This is a genomic window from Streptomyces sp. JLBG701, assembly GCF_058544905.1.
Genome location: NZ_CM178588.1, coordinates 8,898,093 through 8,917,440 on the forward strand (window position 1 = coordinate 8,898,093; position 19,348 = coordinate 8,917,440).

The following is a 19,348-nucleotide window of genomic DNA, read 5'->3' on the forward strand; positions in this document are numbered from 1 at the left end:
TGGAGAGTTCACGCGATGAGCCGCCGCGAACACCCCCGCACCGAGCACCCCCACACCCCCCTCCCACAAGGCGAGATGAGCCGCCGCGGTCTGCTGAAGGCCGCAGGCGGTCTCACCGCCGCCCTCGCCGTCGGTGCCTCGGTCGCCTCCGCGACCACGGCCGACGCCGCCCCCGCGACCTTCACCCACCCGGGCATGCTGCACGCCTACGGTGAACTCAACCGCGCCAAGGTGCGGGTCGCGGCCGGCACCGACCCCTGGCTGTCCGGCTGGAACCGGCTGACCGCCAACTCCCACTCGGCATCGACCTGGACGCCCAACCCGCAGGCCACGATCATCCGCGGCGGCACGGGCGAGAACTACGGCATCCTCTACAACGACATCCACGCCGCCTACCAGAACGCCCTGCGCTGGAAGGTCGCGGGCACAAGCGCCAACGGGGACAAGGCCGTCGCCATCCTCAACGCCTGGTCGTCCACCCTCACCACCCTGACCGGCAACGCCGACCGTTTCCTGGCCGCCGGTATCTACGGCTACCAGTTCGCCAACGCCGCCGAACTCATGCGCGGCTACAGCGGTTTCGACCTCGCAGCGTTCCAGGAGATGATGCTCAACGTCTTCTACCCGCTCAACAACCAGTTCCTGACCGGCCACAACGACGCCTGCATCACCAACTACTGGGCCAACTGGGACCTGTGCAACATGAACTCGATCCTCGCGATCGGGATCCTGTGCGACGACGGCGCCAAGTACGACCAGGCCGTGAACTACTTCAAGACCGGCGCGGGAAACGGTTCCATCACCCACGCCGTCCCGTACCTCTACACCGACGACGACGGCTACGCCCTCGGCCAGTGGCAGGAGTCCGGCCGCGACCAGGGCCACACCGTCATGGGCATGGGCCAGCTGGGCGCCTTCTGCGAGATGGCCTGGTCCCAGGGCGACGACCTGTACGGCTACGACGACAGCCGGTTCATGAAGGCCGCCCAGTACGTCGCCAAGTACAACCTCGGCTACGACGTCCCCTTCACGACCTACACCTGGGGGACCGGCCAGAGCTGCGCCCAGCAGTCCCACACGGCGATCTCCTCCGCCAGCCGCGGCCAGCTCCGCCCCGTGTGGGACATCCTCTGGTACCACTACGGCCGCCGCCGCGGCCTGGATGTGCCGTACATCCAGGCCATGGCCGAGTCCGTCCGCCCCGAGGGCGGCGGCGGTGACTACGGCTCCACCAGCGGCGGCTACGACCAGACCGGTTTCGGCACCCTGATGTACGCCAAATAGCGGCGAAGTTCCCCCCAGCCGCGCCGTGCGCAGGAATACCGGGAGGTGATGTGGTGCTCTGGTTCATGCAGGGTGCACGAGTGCGGCGAGGAGCTGGTGCGCATGACGGCAGACCAGGACCCGGACCCCGTTGTCGGCACGCCGTACGGGGCCGTCCGGGGCAGGTACGAGCAGGGGATCGCCGTCTTCCGCGGTGTCCCGTACGCGGCCCCGCCCTTCGGCCCCCGACGGTTCAGGCCGCCCGAGCCCCCCGAGCCCTGGGACGGGGTGCGGGACGCGGGCGCCTTCGGGCCGACGCCGCCGAAACCGTCGTACTCGGAATCCTTCGCCCGACTGCTGTCCGACCCCGCCATCTCGGGAGACGACTGCCTCAATCTCAATGTGTGGACACCGGAGCCGGGCCCAGGGGCCCGGCTCCCGGTCATGGTGTGGTTGCACGGCGGCGCCCTGACCCGTGGTTCGTCGGCGGTGCCCGTGTACGAAGGACAGGCCTTCGCCCGCGACGGTGTCGTCCTCGTCTCGGTCAACTACCGCCTGGGAGTTGAGGGTTACGGCCTCTTTCCGGACGCGCCCGCCAATCCCGGGCTGCGCGACCAGCTCGCCGCACTGGAGTGGGTGCACGAGTCGATCGGGGCCTTCGGCGGCGACCCCGACCGGGTAACCGTTTTCGGACAGTCGGCCGGGGCGATCAGTATCGGCGCTCTCCTCGCCGCCCCTCGGGCTCGGGGCCTGTTCCGGAGGGCGGTGCTGCAGAGCGGACCTCCGGAGGCGTTCGACCGGGACAAGGTACGGCGGATGGTGCGCCGGATGGCGGCCCGGCTGAAGGTCCCGGCCACCGCCGAGGCCTTCGCCGCCGTCGACCGCGAGCGGCTGCTGCGTGCCCAGGCGGAGGTCGGACGGCTGAGCAGCCCGGTCCTCGGCGGGCCGTCCTTCGGCATCGTCATCGACGGCGACCTCGTCCCGCGCGACCCGCTTGAGGCGCTGGTCGAAGGCGGGATGCCCCCGGGCGTCGACCTCCTCACCGGCTGGACCCGGGACGAGTACAGGCTGTGGCTGGTGCCCGGCGGGCTCCTGGAGCGGGTGGACCGGCTCGGGCCGGTCGCACTGGCCGGCGCCATGGCCCGCTGCCGCTGCGGCGTCGAGGTCCCGCGCGGCTACCGCCTCCTCCACCCCGAGGCCGGCACCGCCGAAATCGTCGGCCAGCTCGTCACCGACCACCTGCTCCGCGTCCCACTGCACCGCCTGGCCGACGCCCACCCCGGAGCGACATACGTCTACGAGTTCGCCTGGCCCTCGAACATCCCCGACCTCGGCTCCTGCCACGCCCTCGAACTCGGCTTCGTCTTCGACACCGGCGACACCCCCGGGGCTGCCAAGCTGGCCGGCCCGGACGCCCCGAAAGACCTGGCCGACGCCATGCACGGGGCCTGGGTACGCTTCGCCGTCGACGGCGACCCCGGCTGGCAGCGCTGGGACGCCTCGCACCCGGTAAACGTTTTCGGCGACGGCGCCCCGCACACGGTGTACGGGCCACGCGACCGTGAGCTGGCCCTGTGGGACGCGGATGGCACCGCCCGGGAGTCCCTGCCGGAATCGGTCCCCGTTCCCGACCGTCCCACGCGCAGTACGGAACTCCGGGCCGTCGTACGGAGGCTGCGCCGCTCAGGCGACGTCCGCCGGCACTGACCCGGCTCGCGCGTCACGCATCCGCCACCGCCCTCACCGAGTCCCGCACCACCACATGCGTCCCCAGCAGCAGGTGCTCGTCGGGGGTGCCGGAGGTGCGGCCCAGGGCCGTACGGACGGCCAGGCGGCCCAGCTCCTCGTAGGGGACGTGGACCGTCGTCAGGGCGGGGTGGAGGTCGCGGGCGAAGGGAATGTCGTCGTAACCGGCCAGCGAGATGTCGTCCGGGACCTTCAGGCCCGCCTCGTGGAGGGCTGTGAGGGCGCCCGCCGCGACCATGTCGGTGGCGGCGACCACGGCCGTGAAATCCAGGCCCGCCTTCAGCGCGAGGTGCATCAGGCGGTGGCCCGAGTCGCGGGTGAAGTCGCCGTGGAGGAGGAGCGCCGGGTCGGGGTCCAGGGCGCGGGCGCGGTGGGCGGCCAGGTAACCGCGTTCACGGCCCTGCGCGGTGGTGTGGTCCGGTTTGCCGCCGAGGAACAGGACGCGGCGGTGGCCCTTGGACAGGACGTGGGCGACCAGGGCGTAGGCGCCGCCCTCGTTGTCGTACTCGATGACCGTGACCGGCGCGCCCGGGCCGAGCGGCGGGCGGCCGCACAGGACGAGCCGGGAGCCGGCCGAGGCGAGCGAGTCGGCGATACGGCGGGTGCGTTCACGGTACTCGGGGGTGTCGGCGGCGCCGCCGACCAGGATCACGGCGGCGGCGCGCTGGGCGCGCATCATCTCGATGAAGTCCAGCTCGTGCCGGACATCGCCGTCGGTGCTGCACACCAGGCAGAGATGGCCGAGCCGGGCCGCCTCGCGTTCCACGCCGTGCGCCATGTGCGCGAAGGACGGCCCGGTGATGTCCTCCAGGACGAACGCCAGCGCGGGCGTCCCGGTGCCCGCGATCGCCTTGGCGCGCGCGTCGGCGACGTAGTCCAGCTCACGGACGGCCCGCAACACGCGCGCGCGGGTCGCCGAGCTCACCGGGTACACCCCGCCGAGCACCCGTGACACGGTCGACGCGGAGACGCCCGCGCGGGCGGCCACGTCCCGGATGGTGGTGCCGCCCGCGTCATGGTTCTTCCTGGTCATCGTCTGCCCCGCCCTCGCCAACTGCGGGAACACGGCGGCAACCGGTTCCCGCAGCGGAGGCTAGCAGCGGGGAGGTGCGGGGACGAGGGGCTGGGATACGTCGACTTCGAGCCTGTTGGCTCCGGGGGCGCGGGCGTCCGGACACGCCGACGTCCGGGCACGCGCGCGTGGCGTTACGCCGACGCCTCGGCCGCCTCCTCCGCCGAGAGCCGGGGACGCGCGACGGCCGCCCGCAGGCTCGCGGCCGTAGCCGGGTCGGCAGGCCGCCGCGTGTGCCAGTCGGTGACGGCCTGGTAGGCCGCCGCGACCTCCAGCAGCCGGTCCTCCTCGTACGGGTGACCGCCGAGGATCGCACCGACCGGCACACCGTCGGCGCCGAAACCGATCGGGAAGCCGATCTCGGGCAGGCCGAGGATGTCGAAGGGCACGGGCCCGGTCTGGAGCAGAACGTCGCAGCCGCTCATCACGCCGTCGAGGACCTCCCGCAGCAGATGGTTCTTGGCGCGCTGCGCCGTGATCCACTCGTCGCCCGAGAGCATCAGACCCTGCAGCCAGCTCAGCAGCGACACCCCGAACTTGGTCGGATCGCTGCGCAGCCAGTACCGGAACGGCTCGGTGCGCTCGGCGAGCCGGGCCGCGTTGAACGTGCCGGTGAGCAGCGTCCAGTCGTCCGGGTAAACGATTTCGACGAGCGTCGCGCCCGGGATCGCGTCCAGCCGGGCAAGAAAGGCGTTACGCAACTCCTTCTGCGCGGACAGGAAATCGGCCGGCACCCCGATCCTCGTCGCCCGCCGCATCCGGACGGCGCCCGTGCGGGATACGACGGGCGTGGCGGCCCGGACGAGATCCGGCACGGCCGGCAGCCCGAGCGTGCGCGGGTCCTTGGGGTCGGGTCCGGCCATGACCTGCATCATGATCGCCGCGTCCATGGCGTCCCGGGCTAGGGGGCCCGAGTGGTCGCGGGTGAAGGAGAGCGGGATGACGCCGTGGATCGACACCCGGCCCATCGTCGGCTTCAGACCGGTGAGGTTCTGCTGGTTGGACGGCAGCACGATGGAGCCGCCGGTCTGCGTCCCGATCGACGAGGAGGCCATACGGCCCGCCACCGCGCAGGCGGGGCCCGTCGAGGAACCGCCGGGGTCGACGGACGGGTCGCCGGGCGTCCAGGCGTTGACCGTGGTCACCGTGCCGTTCGGCTTCGTGGCCCTGGTGGTGGCCAGCGGCCCCATCTGGCCCTTGCCGATGACGATCCCGCCCGCCGCCGTCAGCCGCGCCACGGCCGTGGCGTCCTCGTCCGGCACGAAGTCCTCGAAGATGTACGAGTTGCAGCGGGTCGGCACCCCGCGTGTGAAGTAGTTGTCCTTGATGCAGAGGGGGATGCCCCGTAGGGGACCTCCCGAGCCACGGTCAGCGCTGCGCGCCGCTATCAGGGCTGTTTCCCCGACGACCTCCGCATAGGCCTGGTAGGTGGAGTCGTAACGCTCGATGCGCTCCAGGTACGCCTCGGTCAGCTCCGTCGCCTTGAGCTTCCCGCGCCGCATGAGCGTGGCGGCCTCGGCGAGAGTGGCCTCGGTGGGGTCCAGCCGGGCGGCCTGTCGTACGTCGACGTCGGGGACGCCTACGGCCGTGCCCGCCCCTGTGTCACTCGCCCGAGCGGGACTCGCCGCCTGGAGCGCCACTCCGCTCGCAACGGCCACCGAACTCGCCAGAAACACACGCCGGTTGAGGGCTCTGCTCATCGTTCGGCCGCCTTCTCCGTCTTCCCGGTCCACGCCTCGGTGATCGACGGATACAGCAGCGGCGGCGAGGCCTGCTGGGCGTACTCCGGGCCGGTGGCGGGCGCGGCCCAGCCGGATATCGCCCCGGGCGTGGCCGCCACGAACGATCGCAGCGACGCAAGGACTTGGGCCTGCGTGGGCACCCCGGTGTCGGGGTCCGCCGCTTCCGGCAGCAGGGAGAGATCGAAGCCGGCCAGCGCCAGCCGGGTCCTCACATATGCGTCCAACTGGTCCTGCGTGAGCGGCTCGGACACGACAGCCTCCATGATCGGCGGACGGGTACAAGGACTTCATCACCGGTCGATGAAGCCCTCATTGAGCCCGTGCTTCACGGGAGTTACTGCACTCGGTTACTGCACCGGAGTTGCAGAACGGGAGTTGCCGAAGGGGAACTGCCAGACGGGATCTGCCGAACAGGAGTTACCGCACCAGGGAGTTACCGTGCCGCGCTCAGCGTCCGCGCGATCGACGCGATCGCCTCCGGCCCCACCCGGCAGCACCCGCCGATGAGCTGCGCCCCGGCCTCCTCCCAGCCCCGCACCTGCTCGGCCGCGAAGCTGGAACTGCCGTTCCAGGCACGGGCCTCGGCGTCCCAGGCTTCGCCGCTGTTCGGGTAGACGACGACGGGCTTGCCGGTCACGCGCGCCGCCGTCGCGACGGCACCGTCCACATCCTCGGGGGCGCAGCAGTTCACGCCGACCGCGATCACCTCGTCCGCGTCGGCGGCCAGGGCGAACGCCTCCTCCAACGGCTGCCCGGCGCGGGTGCGATCCCCGTCGACGGTGTACGACAGCCAGGCCGGGACCCCGAGCCCGCGCACCGCCCGCAGCAGCGCCGTCGCCTCGTCGGCGTCCGGAACCGTTTCCAGGGCCAGCGCATCGGGCCCGGCGGCGGCCAGTACCTCAAGGCGGGGCCGGTGGAAACGCTCCAGCTCGGCCACGCTCAGCCCGTACCGTCCCCGGTACTCGGAGCCGTCCGCGAGCATCGCCCCGTAGGGGCCGACGGACGCTGCCACCCACAGCGGGGCCGTGACGCCCTGGGCCTGGGCCTGCCGCGCCGCCTCGCGGGCCAGCTCCACGCTGAGCGTGAGCAGCTCGGCGGCGCGGTCGTGGCTGATCCCGCGCTCGGCGAAGCCGTCGAAGGTGGCCTGGTAGCTGGAGGTGATCGCCACGTTCGCGCCCGCCTCGAAGTAGGCGAGGTGCGCCTCGGTGATGGCCTCGGGCCGCTCGGCAAGCAGCCGCGCCGACCACAGCTCGTCACTCAGGTCGTGCCCGGCCGACTCCAGCTGGTTGGACATACCGCCGTCGAGCACGACGGTGCCGGCGGCGAGGGCCTGCGCGAGGGAGGGGAAGGTGTCGCTGGTCATGTCATGACGCTAGTCGAAGGGGCGGGTGACGGCTCTATGTGTCCAGTGGATGAACGGATTGCCCGGCATGTGGGATATGGGGCGGGATCGCACCCCCCCTGCTCATCCCTGCGCGGCATGCCGCCCACCCCCACGCCGCCCGCCCCGGCCCTTGCCCCCGCCGCCCCTGCGCGTGCGCCGTGTCGCCGGAACCATCAGTCCGCCCAGCAGCCCGAGCCCCAGCGCGTACGGCCACCAGCCGAAACTGTCACTCGCGGTGGCGCTCGCGCTCGGCGCGGTGTCCGCCGCCGCGGTCCCGGTCGACGCCTTGGCGGCTGCCGTGGCCGATGGGCTCACGGTCGCGGCGGTGAGGACGACGTCGTTGCCGTCGCCGCCCTTGTAGCTGATCCGGTAAACGGTGTCGGAAAGCTTGACCTCGGTGCCCTCCTTCAGACCCGTGAAGGTGCCGGTCGTACGGCCGGGACCTGTGTGGTCGAGGACGGTGATCTTGCTCGCCGGATCGGTCACCGGCTTCCCGGCGGCGGACAGATCGAGGCCGCCGGCCAGCCGAACCGTGCCCGCGGCCTTCAACGGCTTGCTACGCAGCACCAGTTCGCCCTTCTTGCTCTGCGTGTAGCCGCCGGTCACCGTGACGCCGCCCGCGACGACGCCGTCGTTGGTCACCGAGCCCTTCACCGTTCCCTTGCCGGAGAGGGCGGTCGTCACGCGCAGCCCGGCGGTGCCAACGTCCAGCCGAGCCCCCGTCGACGTGAGCCGAATCGCCTTGCTACGGGCGAGAGTTGCCCCAGACCGTAGGGCCAGCGTGCCCTTCGCGACCGTCGTCGTGCCCGTGTACGTCACCCCGCTGCCCGTCAGTGTCGTCGTCGCGGCGCCCGCCTGGGTGAGCGACCCGCTGCCGCTGATCCGGGACAGGGTGAGCGCCTTGCTCGTGTTGCGCACCACCAGGGAACCGTTGTCGACGACCTTGTAGAGGTCGCCCTTCGTGTACAGCCCGCCGTCCCCGCCGGACTTGCCGCTGCCCAGGCGCAGTACCGCGCCCTTCTCGACGGTCGTCGAACCGTTGTAGTACTGGACGGCCGCGAAGGTGACGTCGTTGCCGGGCGTCCCCTTGATGACGATGTCCCCGGCGCCGGGCGCGGCCAGGGTGTCGTGGAACCTGCCGCCGCCGATCGGCGCGCCCAGGGTCACCGGACCGTTGTAGTCGAAGGTGAGGAGGGAACGGGAGCGGGCGGCCAGCAGGTTGATGTAAACGGTTTCGGCGGTCCCCGGCATGAAGATCTTGCTGGTGGTGCCGTCGCCCCACTGGACGTTGGCGCCCTTGATGTTGGTGCCGCGCTTGTTGACGTTCTTGGTCGCGGGCGTCCAGTTCAGGGCGGGGTCGCTGAGCGACGGGTTGGTGTCGCCGCCCTGGTTCGACCAGCTGTACTGCCCCGTCAGGATGACCTTGCTGCCCGGCCGCGACTGGACGTTGATGTCGCTGCCGTACTCGCGCTGGTAGAAGTCCATGCGCTGGGTGACGGTCTGGCCCAGCGGGGTGTCCACGGTCCAGGTGCCCTGATTGAGGACCTTGCGCACATTCGGCAGCGAGGTCGCGAACTCCGGCCGACCGGCGTTCACCTGCGTACCGTTGTCGATCACCCCGGAGAAGGCGTGGGTGCCGGACAGGTCCCAGGTACCCCAGAGGAAGCGAGGCTGGGTGATCAGGCCGGAGCCGCTGATCGTGCCCAGGTTGTAAGCGCTCTTCAGGGAGAGCCGCAGGGTGCCGTCGACCCGGATGTTGTCCTGGTTGAGCGCGAACGCCGGTGTGTTGTAAGGGAAGTGACCGATCAGGCCGGCCGTCCCACCGTTGCCGTACTGCAGGGTCGCCCCGCGCTCGACCGTGATCGCGGGCGGGTCGGGGTTGGCCGTGGTGACGTACGGGTGATTCCCGCCCGGTATCGACACCTTCTGCCCCTGCCGGGACTTCGGCAGCGTGAAGTCGCTGTCCTTCGTCAGGACCAGCGTCCCGCTCCCGCGCACGGTGAGCGTTCCCTCGCCACGGAAAACGCCGTCGTACGTCGTCGTCCCGGACGGCACGGTGACCACGGTGTCGCCGGTGAGCGTCACGTCCCGGTCCGCGAGCACGTCGGCGGTGACGTCCCGGGAGCCGGCGGCTGCCACTGGCGGAGCGGTGGCGATGAGGGCGGCGATCGCCGCGAGGGCGCCCGCGGCCGCTGCTGTCTTGTGGGGATGGCTGTGCACGTGATCGGAGACGGGCCGGACGGCGGCCGATAACAGAAACTCGGCGATCGTCTTTGTCGCAAGTCTTTGTCGCACGCGACCCGTTGACCTCCTCGTAACACGCCCGTACCTTTTCGGCGTTCGTTATGTCAAATAGCGAACGAAATACCGAACAACGTCTCGCATCCCCCTCCTTTCTCGCACCCCACTCCCCGAGAGGCAGCCCGCATGAGACGTCTGTACGCCACCCTCCTCGCCCTCTGTCTGGCCCTGGCCGGCGCGCTCGCCACCGCCGGTCCCGCCCAGGCGGCAGCCCAGACGATCGCCAACGGCACGCAGTTCACGGACACTTCGGGCGCCGCCGTGCACGCCCACGGCGGTGGAGTCATCAAGGTCGGCTCCTACTACTACTGGTTCGGCGAGCACCGCAACGCCGACAACACCTTCCAGTACGTGGACGCCTACCGCTCCACCGACCTGAAGAACTGGGAGTTCCGCAACCATGTCCTGACCCAGTCCAGCGACTCGGAGCTCGCGACCGCCAACATCGAGCGGCCGAAGGTCATGTACAACGCGTCCACCGGCAAGTTCGTGATGTGGATGCACAAGGAGAACGGCACCGACTACAGCGAGGCGCGAGCCGCCGTCGCCGTCTCCGACACCGTCGACGGCAACTACACCTGGCAGGGCAGCTTCCAGCCGCTCGACACCTACATGTCCCGTGACATCACGGTGTTCGTCGACACCGACGGAACCGGTTACATGATCTCCGCCGCCCGCGAGAACTACGACCTGCAGATCTACAAACTCACCGCCGACTACACCGGTATCGACAGCCTGGTCGCCGACCCCTGGCACGGCGGCCACCGCGAGGCCCCGGCCCTCTTCAAGCGCAACGGCGTCTACTTCATGCTGACGTCGGGCGCCACCGGCTGGAGCCCCAACCAGCAGCAGTACGCCACCGCGACGAGTATCACCGGCCCGTGGACGGCCATGACGAACGTCGGCGACTCGACGGCGTACGGCTCGCAGACCGCGTACGTCCTTCCGGTGCAGGGCACTTCGGCGACCTCGTACCTCTACATGGGTGACCGCTGGGGCAACTCCTTCGGCGGCACCGTCAACGACTCGCGCTACGTCTGGCTGCCGCTGACCTTCCCGACCACGACGACGATGTCCATGTCCTGGTACCCCGAGGCCACCGTCGACACGGCCACCGGCACGATCAGCGGGACGAGCGCCACGTACAACACGCTGATCGCCCGCCACTCCGCCAAGTGCGCCGATGTGACCAGCCAGTCGCTTTGGGCGGGCGCCCAGGTCAAGCAGTACACCTGCAACAGCGGCAACAACCAGAAGTACTGGTTCAAGTCGGTCGGAAGCGGTTACTACCAGTTGGTCGTCCGCAACAGTTCCCTGTGCGTGCAGGAGAACGCCTCGACCGTCACCCAGGAGAACTGCAGCAGTTCGGCGACCAGCCAGCAGTGGTCGCTCACCACGTCGGGCAGCTACGTGAACGTCGTCTCCCGCGCGAGTAGCGAGTGCCTGGACGTGAGCGGCGCGTCCACCGCCGACTCCGCCGCGATCATCACGTACACCTGCAACGAAGGGACCAACCAGCAGTGGACGCGCGGGACATGACCTCTCGTCAGATCAGGCCAGCAGATCGATCGCGTCGATCGACGTGCCCGCACTGAGATAGGACGTCGTCCCCGAACCGCTCGCCACGTAGATCTTCAGCGTGTTGTACGCGCTGGTGTCCGTCAGCCAGGCGGACGCCGGCACGCTGTACGTGAACGTGTTGTTGTTGCCCCGGTACGAGCCCACGGTCAGCGACCGTGTGCTCGGCTGGGTGGGCGGCGAGGGGACGGCCGAGGTCCAGGCGTCGTTGATGACGACCTGCGGGCGGCCGTTGGCGTAGGCCGTCGTCACGCCGATGCGCAGGGTGTGCGCGGCGGCGGCCTGGGCGGCCGTCAGCCTGAAGTAGACGATGAGGCCGCTGTTGACGTCCTTCCAGAGGTAGCAGGGGAAGGCCGAGGTCTCGGACCCGCTGCCGATGACGACGTTGCCGGTCCAGGACGAGGCGCGGACGTCGGACGGATGGGCGTACAGCATCAGGTCGGCGTTCTTGAAACCGCTGGGCGTGCCGTTCCAGTCGTTGATGCGCCAGATCGCGCTCGCGTTGCTCGGATCGTTCGAGGACGGGATCGCGATGGTGTTGAGGGTGGTCGTCCCACCCGCGGTCGCGGTCACCGAGGTGGTGTAGACGGCGAGTTCACCCTTGAAGACCGTCAGCGTGTACGTCCCCGGAAGGACGCCGCCGATGGAGAAGTAGCCGTCCGAGGACCGGGCCGAACCCCAGTACTGGGCGGCGGAGTTGGCCAGCCCGACCGTGTACGCGTACGACGTGTTGCGCCCGGTGATGCCGACGCCGGCGACCCGGCCCCGGCCGCCCGAGGCGACGTACCCGGAGATGCCGAGCGAGTCCGCCCACGAGGTGGCGAGGGTGCCCGGGTACAGCGAGGAGGAGGGGGCGCCGCCGTCCGTGAAAGCGATTACGTACGGGCCCTGGAGGCCGAAGCGCTGGGCCTCCGTCTGGTTCTCGCCGTAGTACAGGATCTCGTACAGGCCGCCGCCGTCCGCGCTCTGGTGGCGCAGGAGGGAGCGGTAGAACGGGCCGCCGGAGGCCTTCTCGTGGTTGGAGCGGACGACGTACAGGCCGACGCTGCCGGTGGTCCAGCCGACGTAGTTGTAGTCGATGACCCGGACCTTCGAGTAGTGCTTCGAGCGGGTCTGGCCGTCGGACTTCGCGAACACGTCCGAGGCCTCGATGGTGGTGGGCGCGTAGGTGTAGGAGTCGGGCTCGTCGTTGAGGAACTTGCCCGCGTTGACGCGCAGGATGTAACGGGTTGCGGAAACCGACGTGTCCGCCTTGTTGGTCCACAGGTAGACGTTGTTCTCGCCGCTGCGGGCCGCGTAGTAGTGCTTGAGCGTGCCGTAGGTGACCGAGATCAGGATCGTCGAACCCGACTGGCTGATGGTCACGGTGGAGGTGCCGAGGCCGGACTCGATGTGCGAGTTCTTGCCGCCGTAGCCCTGGTACTCCGTGCCGCGGTAGACCAGCGAGGTCAGGTCGCCGTTGGTCTTGCTGACCTTGAAGACGAGGTTGGCGCCGGTGTCGACGACGTAGTTCGAACCGTCGTCGGTGTAGCCGAAGGCCGCGGCGGACGCCGTTTCGGCGAGTGGGCCGACGGCGAGTGCCGCCGATCCGGCGGCGGCCGCGGTGCCGAGGACGAAGGTGCGGCGTCCTACCGGTCTGTTCACGGCTCTGTTCACGGCGGATTCGGACATGGGGGTGCCTCCTTCGAGACGCGTGGGGGTGGTGCGGGTGCTTTGGAGAGTGACAGTTGAATCGATTTCGCGAAAGGGCTTTCACTTGCGGGAGGTTGGCAATCCCGTGAAATGAGTCCAAGGTCTAGAAAGCGCTTGCGGATGGCGGTACGGTCCGGCGCCAGGTGTTGTCTCCCTGACGGAGGAACCGAGCATGAGACGTTTCAACCTCGCCGTGCTGGCGGCCGTCACGCTGGCCGCGGGCCTGACGGCGGTACCGGCGCAGGCATCCGCCGGACACGCGCTCGGCATCGAGAACTGCACCGCCACCGCCTGTCACTTCGATGTCCCGGCCGGCACGTACGACGTGAAGCTGCTGCTCGGTGGAGAGGCCGCCGCCAGCACGGCCGTCAGTGGCGAGACCCGGCGCTCTCTGCTTCCCGAAACCGTTTCCGCGGCTGGTCAGCCGGTCGCCCGCAGCTTCACGGTCGACGTCCGCACCCCCGAGGGCGAACCCACCGGCGCCGAGGGCACCCCGGGCCTCGACCTGGTGATCGGCGGCTCGGCCCCCGCACTCGCCGACATCCGTGTCACGCCCGCCCACCGCGCCCGGCAGATCTTCCTCGTCGGCGACTCCACGGTCTGCGATCAGCCCGGCGACCCCTACTCCGGCTGGGGCCAGCAGCTCCCGCGGTACCTCCGCAAGGGCGTCTCCGTCGCCAACTACGCGGATTCCGGGGAGAGTACGGTCACGTATCTCGGGAACCCGCAACTCTGGGCCACAGTCCAGCCGTTGATCCGCCCCGGTGACCTCGTCCTCGTCCAGCTCGCCCACAACGACAAGACAACCGACGAGGCGACCTACCGGGCGAACCTGGAGACACTGGTGGCGGGCGTGCGCGAGAAGGGCGGCCGTCCGGTTCTCGTGACGCCCATCGTGCGGCGCTGGTTCAACTCCGACGGCACCCTGAACAACGACATCGCGCTGCTGGTCAACGGCCTGGGCGTCAACCACCCGGCGGTGATCCGCTCGGTCGCCGCGGCCGAGGGCGTCCCGCTGATCGACCTCACGGCGAAGACGAAGGCGCTGGTGGAGTCCCTGGGCACCGAAGGCTCCAAGGCGCTCTACCTCTACAACGAGAAACGGGACAACACCCACACCTCCGCACACGGCGCCACCGTGTACGCGGGCCTGGTTCGCGACGAACTCGTCGTCCAGGGACTGGTGCCGGAGGGCAAAGTGCGGGTGGGATGAGCACCTGGGGCGTTCCGTCCGGAACCGGGGCGCCCCAGGTCCGAACGCCACGTACGAGAAGGAGAGACCAGCCAGATGTTCCAACTTCCCGCCGACGACCGCTCCTTGAGCCCGCGCACCGGCTACACGCGCGCCCACTGGGAGGCGGCCGCCGACGGGCTGCTCGCCGCGGTCGAGCCGTACGCCACCGAGGACCGCTCCCTCTACCACCTGCCTGGCGACCACACCAGCTGGTCCGGCAGGCTGTCGGACGGCCTGGAGGGGTACGCCCGTACGCTGCTGCTGGCCGCCTTCCGCAGGGACGAAACCGCGCTGGAACGGTACGCGGACGGACTCGACGCTGGCGTCTCGGGGGCCTGGCCCCGGATCGAGCACCGCAGCCAGCCACTGGTCGAGGCCGCGTCGATCGCCCTCGCCCTGCGGCTGACCCGCCCCCTGCTGTGGGACCGCCTCGACGATTCCGTACGGCAACGGGCGGCGGCCTGGCTGGGCGACGCCCTGACCGCCGAAGCCTGGCCCTGCAACTGGGAGTTGTTCCCGGTCACCGTGGGCGGCTTCCTCCAGGAAATCGGTTACGAGACGGACGCGTCCCGCAAGGCGATCGAGCGCGGTCTGGAGCGCATCGAGGAGTGGTACGTCGGGGACGGCTGGTACACGGACGGCGAGGGCCGCAAGTTCGACTACTACAACGGCTGGGCGATGCACCTCTATCCGGTGCTGCACGCGTGGTTGGCGGACGACGACGGGCTGCTGGACCTGTACGGGGGCCGCCTGTCACGCCATCTCGAGGACTACGCCCGCCTGTTCGGCGGAGACGGCGCCCCGATGCACCAGGGCCGGTCACTGACGTACCGCTTCGCGACGACGGCCCCGCTGTGGCTGGGTGCGCTGACCGGGCGAACGCCACTGTCGCCCGGGGAGACGCGGCGGCTGGCGTCCGGGGCGCTGAAGTACTTCCTTGAGCGGGGCGCGGTCGACGAGAACGGTCTGCTGACACTGGGCTGGCACGGCCCCGACTCGGCTGTCCTGCAAGGCTATTCGGGCCCGGCCTCCCCGTACTGGGCAAGCAAGGGCTTCCTCGGCCTGCTTCTGCCCCCGGACCACGAGGTGTGGACGGTACCCGAGGAACCGGGCCCGACCGAACGCTCCGACGCGATCACGCCGCTCCCCGCCCCCAACTGGCTGCTCCAGTCCACCAGTTCCGATGGCCTGGTCCGCCTCCACAACCACGGCAGCGAGGACGTCCGCTACGACCCGTACTACACGCGGCTCGCGTACTCGACGGTGACGGCGCCCTCATCGTCGTACGACAACAGTGTGATCGTCGAGGGCGATCCGAGCCGTACGGAGATCGAGCCGTTGGGGGCGGGGGAGGGGTGGGTGGCGTCGCGGCATCGGGTGGGGGACTCCGGGGTGCGGGTGACGAGCCTGGTGCTGGCTCAAGGGGCGGTGGAGGTGAGGGCGTTCAGGGTGTACGGCGCCCCCCAGGGCTCGCCGGTGCGCGTCACGGGGTGGTCGGCGGGGAAGGGCCGCCGGGCCGAACTGCTTCCCGCGTCCGGCCTGGACGACGAGCTCGCGGGTACGACGACCGCCGACGGGTCCCCCTTCTTCGTCGCCCTTGCCCGGCTCACAGCCGATGCCGCCCCGGTACCGCTCGCGTCGACCGCTGCCGTAAACGTCGACGCGGCAGGGGAGTTGGAGATCCGTTGGTCCGAAGGTCCCGTGGTGCGGGCCCGGTTGGACGACGGGGCTGTCGCCGTCAGCGTACGAGAGTGAGCAGCCGGGGGAGGCGGGAGCCGAGAGCCGCGCCGAAGATCCCGAAGGGCAGCAGTCCCCACGCCGGGGTGAACACGAGGACCCAGAAGACGGCGTCCTTGAGGTTCGTGCTGACCGGGTAGCCGCCCTCGCCGTCCAGAAGGAGCCGTCCGTCGACGCCGTACCAGTGCAGGGACTCGACGAGCCAGAAGACGAAGAGAAGGAGAGTGCCGAGCACGGCGGTCCAGACCGTGGTCTGGACACCCGCGCGGAAGGAACGGCGTACCGCGGCGGTCACCGCCGAGGCCAGGAAGGGGATGCCGATCGGGGCGAGGAAGAGGAAGGGAAACCATACGTTCTGCTGCCGCGAGGCCAGCAGGAAGCAGCCGACGAGCGTCAGGGCGGTGGCCAGGCCGACGCGGCGGGCGGCTCGGCTGGTGGTGAGTGCCCGCGGTGGCGCCAGGACCAGGCCGAGGCAGCCTGCCAGGTATCCGGCAAGCAGCACCGCCTGCGCGGAGCCCAGCGCCTGCGATTGGGCCGGGGCCTGTGTCAGTACGTGGGCGGTGAGCGCGACGGCCGCGGCCACCCCGGCCAGGCCGACGGCGGCGACGGTTGGTCCCGACGCGGGCCTGCGCACTCGGTGCGAGCGGGCCAGGGCGAGGGTGCCGAAGGCGCCGACGAGCGCGGCGAAGGTCATCGCGAAGAGCCGCATCGCGGGCAGCGCCTGCCCGACGGACAGCCCTACCGCGAACACGGTCCACACCGTCGCCACCCCGGCGGCGAGTACCGGATTCTGGTGCGCGGGCGGCGGAAACAGGGCGGCCCGGGCGCAGCCGGCCGCGAACCGCATACGGGCCGTCGGGCCCGCCACCTGGGCCAGCTCTGCGTTCATCGCCTCGCCCCAGGCCCGTCGGTGTACGGGCAGTGCGGCGACCGCGAGGGTCAACAGGCGGGCCGGAGTGTCCGAGGAGGGCCGGGCCGCTCCCGCACGGCGGGTCCACCAGGTGCGGAACACGAGATGCGCCGCGATCAGCGAGGGTGTGGCGAACACCGACCAGATGATCACGAGCGGCAGATAGCCCTCCTCTGCGGTGTCCGGCGAGCCCGCGGTGGCGAAGGCGAGGGCCAGGAACCCGGCGAAGGCCCCCGCCACGGCCCCCAACACGCCCAGCTCACAACGACTCTGAGTACGCATCAGGCCGACTCCCATCGCGGCCGCGGAACTGCCGTCACGGGCCTTGCCGCGGTCGGCTCGGCCGGCTGAACCAGCTCGTCCGCCAGGGTCCGGCCGGCGCCGGTCAGCCGGTACAGGTGCCGGGGCGGACGGCCGGTGGGCGCATCCGTCTCCCAGGAGGTCTCCAGCAGCCCGCGATCGGCCAGCCGCATCAGGATCGGATACACCGATCCGGCCTGAAGGTCCAGCAGTCGGCACAGCTCATAGCCGTACCGCCAAACAGTGGGTTCGCCGGCCAGCGCCAGCACCACTGCGGTGGTCTGTGCCGAGGGGCGTCGGGATCGGGGCATGCCACTAACTCTATATGGGTAGAGTTAAGTTGGCCATGCCCCGTACTTCAGGTCCCGTGCCTTCGTTCCTCAGGGGCTGATCCTGGCGATCCTCAGTGTCTTCGACGTCGGTGACGCGCCCGTGAGTGCCGTGCTGTACGACGGCTTCACCGGGGCGTATGCCCAGGTCAGTGTCCCGTCCTTCTGTACTGCTATGTCGCCCGCGATGCGGGTGCCGACGACCTTGTCCGCGGTCTGGAACTTGCCGTTCCAGTCGATGAGACGCAGGTGCGTGCCCGTGAAGGTGCCGGTGCAGGTACCGCTCGCGCACTTGGCGTTCTTCAGGGACTCCCAGGACAGGAGGAGGCGGTTCTTGCCGTACGGGGCCAGGCGCACGTTGACGTGTTCCGTGCCCTTCGCGTTCGTCAGGTAGATCGTCTTGCCCGACTTGGTGTTGCGGTTCTTGAGGAAGGCCACCGCCACCTGGTGCGTGCTGGTCTTAGGCGTGACCGTCCAGCCGCGGCCGGACGAGTCGTCCGGGTTCTTCTTGGCGGACGCCGAGCCACGGGATGCGAAGGCGGTGGCGTAGCGGCCGGTGGAGGACTTGACGAGGTCACCGGTGCGGCCGGCGAACGTGCCGCCGCAGTAGCCCGCCCAGCACTGCTCGCGCTGCACGACCGGCGCGGTGTCCGGGGCGCCGATCCCCGTCGACACGAACAGGCCCGAACGCCAGTCGTCGAAGCAGAGGGAGGTGAAGGCGCCGGTCGTCTCCGCGTGCAGCGCGATGCCCTCGTTGTGGCTGCAGCCCCAGCTCCAACCCCCGCTGAGCTTCGCGCCCTTGGGGCCGATGTACGACAACTTGTCGCCGTAGTGGCCGTCGGCGAAGCCGCCCGCGCCGTGCACGACGAAGTACGCGCCGTACTTCTTGCCGTTCCAGGTGAGTTGGCCGTCGAGGAGCGGGGAGGTGTCGTGCGAGGCGGTGCTGGTGAGCTTGGTGCTCCAGGTCTTCTTTGCGCCCGTGTAGCGGACGATCGCGGCCGCCGTCTCCTTCCACTTGTTCGTGTCGGCGACCCGGGTGAGCAGTGCGAAGCCGTCGTTGTGCGCGACCAGCCCGCCGACCTCCTTGGCACCCTTGACGACGGTGTCCGCCCCCGAGCGCTTGCCGGCCGCCGTCAACGGGGTGACGTGGATGCCGTCCGAGGCGGGCCAGGCCACGCGGAGGGTGCCGTTGGGGGCTGCGGCCGTCGCCGTCCGGGTCCACTCGCGGGTGTTGTTGTAACCCGCGGACAGATAAGGGAACTTGGCCGACAGACTCACTGCGGAGCTGGTGACGGTGAGGCCTTCGGCGGTGGTCGTCGCCGCGCCTGCCGTCGCGTACCACGCCCCGACGAGAGCGGAGGTCGCGACGAGCCCCGCGATCAGGGGTCTGCGGGCACCCCGGATACGGCGGTGACGTGTGATGCGTGTTGCTGCTGAGGTCATGCCCTCCAGTGGCCGCCCGGAGCCGGAAGGTTGCCTATTACATTGCCCAGCTGGAGAGACGTACACCACAATCCCCCGCATGACCTCTGCGATTCGCCACACGACCATCGACTGCGCCGACGCCTACGCGCTCGGCAGCTTCTGGGCCCAGGTGCTGGACCTGCCCCTGCACGAGGACGACAAGCCGGGCGACCCCGAGGCGCTGATCGAGGGCGCGAACCTGTTGTTCGTGACCGTGCCGGACGTCAAGACCGTCAAGAACCGCGTGCATCTGGACCTCCAGCCACAGGACCGCACCCGCGACGAGGAGGTCGCGCGGCTGCTCGGCCTCGGCGCGACGATGTTCGACGACCGCCGCAACCCGGACGGTACGGGGTGGGCGACGCTGTCCGATCCGGAGGGCAACGAGTTCTGCGTGGAGCGGAGTTCGGGGGAGCGGGCGGGCTGAGGCGACGGTGCTGGGGCGCCCCGCCGGAACACTTCGGCCGGCACCGAAGTGACGCGCCCGTAGCGTGCTGGTATGACCGCCGGCTCGACGCCTCGCCCGGTGACGGCTGGAGCTTCCGTGAACTCGCCCTGCATCTCAAGGGATCGACGTACTACGCCGATGCCCTCGG

Annotated in this window: 15 protein-coding genes; 6 read left to right on the top strand and 9 right to left on the bottom strand. The window is 70.1% G+C overall.

Annotated features, from left to right (window positions below; all coding sequences use genetic code 11):
- Positions 1–15 precede the first annotated feature (15 nt).
- Together AC5DRG_RS40890 and AC5DRG_RS40895 are read left to right on the top strand one after the other, a co-directional pair.
- Complete coding sequence (locus AC5DRG_RS40890) at positions 16–1,284, top strand: alginate lyase family protein (RefSeq protein WP_491804904.1); 1,269 nt, start codon at positions 16–18, stop codon at positions 1,282–1,284.
- 102 nt (positions 1,285–1,386) lie between these two features.
- Positions 1,387–2,970, top strand: coding sequence for a carboxylesterase/lipase family protein (locus tag AC5DRG_RS40895; protein ID WP_491804905.1), 1,584 nt, complete (start codon positions 1,387–1,389; stop codon positions 2,968–2,970).
- A gap of 13 nt (positions 2,971–2,983) precedes the next feature.
- Here AC5DRG_RS40895 and AC5DRG_RS40900 read toward each other — a convergent pair whose 3' ends face one another.
- From AC5DRG_RS40900 to AC5DRG_RS40920, 5 genes are all read right to left on the bottom strand, one after another.
- Positions 2,984–4,042: a LacI family DNA-binding transcriptional regulator gene (locus AC5DRG_RS40900; protein ID WP_491804906.1), complete on the bottom strand. Its 1,059-nt coding sequence runs from the start codon at positions 4,040–4,042 to the stop codon at positions 2,984–2,986.
- 173 nt (positions 4,043–4,215) lie between these two features.
- Positions 4,216–5,781 carry an amidase gene (locus AC5DRG_RS40905; RefSeq protein ID WP_491804907.1) on the bottom strand — a complete coding sequence of 522 codons (1,566 nt, stop codon included), beginning with the start codon at positions 5,779–5,781 and terminating at the stop codon, positions 4,216–4,218.
- The gene (locus tag AC5DRG_RS40910) at positions 5,778–6,074 is read right to left on the bottom strand and encodes a hypothetical protein (protein WP_491804908.1); all 297 of its coding nucleotides are present in this window, start codon (positions 6,072–6,074) and stop codon (positions 5,778–5,780) included. The genes AC5DRG_RS40905 and AC5DRG_RS40910 overlap by 4 nt, the downstream gene beginning before the upstream one ends.
- 182 nt (positions 6,075–6,256) lie before the next feature.
- Positions 6,257–7,186, bottom strand: coding sequence for a homocysteine S-methyltransferase (gene mmuM / locus AC5DRG_RS40915; RefSeq protein ID WP_491804909.1), 930 nt, complete (start codon positions 7,184–7,186; stop codon positions 6,257–6,259).
- Between the two features lie 102 nt (positions 7,187–7,288).
- Positions 7,289–9,427 (bottom strand): autotransporter, encoded by a 2,139-nt coding sequence (locus AC5DRG_RS40920; protein ID WP_491804910.1) that lies wholly within the window; start codon positions 9,425–9,427, stop codon positions 7,289–7,291.
- Positions 9,428–9,634: 207 nt separating this feature from the next.
- On the opposite strand from AC5DRG_RS40920, the gene AC5DRG_RS40925 reads away from it, so the two are divergent.
- The gene (locus tag AC5DRG_RS40925) at positions 9,635–11,047 is read left to right on the top strand and encodes a family 43 glycosylhydrolase (RefSeq protein ID WP_491804911.1); all 1,413 of its coding nucleotides are present in this window, start codon (positions 9,635–9,637) and stop codon (positions 11,045–11,047) included.
- A gap of 12 nt (positions 11,048–11,059) precedes the next feature.
- Here the strand turns inward: AC5DRG_RS40925 and AC5DRG_RS40930 are convergent, their stop codons facing one another.
- On the bottom strand, positions 11,060–12,757 hold the full coding sequence (locus tag AC5DRG_RS40930) for a rhamnogalacturonan lyase B N-terminal domain-containing protein (protein ID WP_491804912.1): 1,698 nt from the start codon (positions 12,755–12,757) through the stop codon (positions 11,060–11,062).
- A gap of 193 nt (positions 12,758–12,950) precedes the next feature.
- On the opposite strand from AC5DRG_RS40930, the gene AC5DRG_RS40935 reads away from it, so the two are divergent.
- On the top strand, positions 12,951–13,991 hold the full coding sequence (locus AC5DRG_RS40935) for a rhamnogalacturonan acetylesterase (RefSeq protein WP_491804913.1): 1,041 nt from the start codon (positions 12,951–12,953) through the stop codon (positions 13,989–13,991).
- A 75-nt stretch (positions 13,992–14,066) separates the two neighbouring features.
- On the top strand, positions 14,067–15,767 hold the full coding sequence (locus tag AC5DRG_RS40940) for a DUF2264 domain-containing protein (protein ID WP_491804914.1): 1,701 nt from the start codon (positions 14,067–14,069) through the stop codon (positions 15,765–15,767).
- On the opposite strand, the gene AC5DRG_RS40945 is transcribed toward AC5DRG_RS40940, so the two are convergent.
- The 3 genes from AC5DRG_RS40945 to AC5DRG_RS40955 all read right to left on the bottom strand — a co-directional run bounded on the left by AC5DRG_RS40945 (position 15,751) and on the right by AC5DRG_RS40955 (position 18,731).
- Positions 15,751–16,941, bottom strand: a complete 1,191-nt coding sequence (locus AC5DRG_RS40945) for a hypothetical protein (RefSeq protein WP_491804915.1) — start codon at positions 16,939–16,941, stop codon at positions 15,751–15,753. The genes AC5DRG_RS40940 and AC5DRG_RS40945 overlap by 17 nt on opposite strands.
- Entirely contained in the window at positions 16,941–17,270 is a 330-nt protein-coding gene (locus AC5DRG_RS40950; RefSeq protein ID WP_491804916.1) for a PadR family transcriptional regulator, read from the bottom strand. Before AC5DRG_RS40950 ends, AC5DRG_RS40945 begins: the two co-directional genes overlap by 1 nt.
- A gap of 69 nt (positions 17,271–17,339) precedes the next feature.
- Complete coding sequence (locus AC5DRG_RS40955; RefSeq protein ID WP_491804917.1) at positions 17,340–18,731, bottom strand: hypothetical protein; 1,392 nt, start codon at positions 18,729–18,731, stop codon at positions 17,340–17,342.
- A gap of 79 nt (positions 18,732–18,810) precedes the next feature.
- On the opposite strand from AC5DRG_RS40955, the gene AC5DRG_RS40960 reads away from it, so the two are divergent.
- Complete coding sequence (locus AC5DRG_RS40960) at positions 18,811–19,179, top strand: VOC family protein (RefSeq protein WP_491804918.1); 369 nt, start codon at positions 18,811–18,813, stop codon at positions 19,177–19,179.
- The last annotated feature ends 169 nt before the right edge of the window (positions 19,180–19,348 follow it).

What these genes read in the sequence shown, in the direction of transcription:
- AC5DRG_RS40890 (WP_491804904.1), top strand. Translation starts at nt 16, where the DNA reads ATGAGCCGCCGCGAACACCCCCGCACCGAGCACCCCCACACCCCCCTC.
- AC5DRG_RS40895 (WP_491804905.1), top strand. Translation starts at nt 1,387, where the DNA reads ATGACGGCAGACCAGGACCCGGACCCCGTTGTCGGCACGCCGTACGGG.
- AC5DRG_RS40900 (WP_491804906.1), bottom strand. Translation starts at nt 4,042, where the DNA reads ATGACCAGGAAGAACCATGACGCGGGCGGCACCACCATCCGGGACGTG.
- AC5DRG_RS40905 (WP_491804907.1), bottom strand. Translation starts at nt 5,781, where the DNA reads ATGAGCAGAGCCCTCAACCGGCGTGTGTTTCTGGCGAGTTCGGTGGCC.
- mmuM (WP_491804909.1), bottom strand. Translation starts at nt 7,186, where the DNA reads ATGACCAGCGACACCTTCCCCTCCCTCGCGCAGGCCCTCGCCGCCGGC.
- AC5DRG_RS40925 (WP_491804911.1), top strand. Translation starts at nt 9,635, where the DNA reads ATGAGACGTCTGTACGCCACCCTCCTCGCCCTCTGTCTGGCCCTGGCC.
- AC5DRG_RS40930 (WP_491804912.1), bottom strand. Translation starts at nt 12,757, where the DNA reads ATGTCCGAATCCGCCGTGAACAGAGCCGTGAACAGACCGGTAGGACGC.
- AC5DRG_RS40935 (WP_491804913.1), top strand. Translation starts at nt 12,951, where the DNA reads ATGAGACGTTTCAACCTCGCCGTGCTGGCGGCCGTCACGCTGGCCGCG.
- AC5DRG_RS40940 (WP_491804914.1), top strand. Translation starts at nt 14,067, where the DNA reads ATGTTCCAACTTCCCGCCGACGACCGCTCCTTGAGCCCGCGCACCGGC.
- AC5DRG_RS40945 (WP_491804915.1), bottom strand. Translation starts at nt 16,941, where the DNA reads ATGCGTACTCAGAGTCGTTGTGAGCTGGGCGTGTTGGGGGCCGTGGCG.
- AC5DRG_RS40950 (WP_491804916.1), bottom strand. Translation starts at nt 17,270, where the DNA reads ATGCCCCGATCCCGACGCCCCTCGGCACAGACCACCGCAGTGGTGCTG.
- AC5DRG_RS40955 (WP_491804917.1), bottom strand. Translation starts at nt 18,731, where the DNA reads ATGACCTCAGCAGCAACACGCATCACACGTCACCGCCGTATCCGGGGT.
- AC5DRG_RS40960 (WP_491804918.1), top strand. Translation starts at nt 18,811, where the DNA reads ATGACCTCTGCGATTCGCCACACGACCATCGACTGCGCCGACGCCTAC.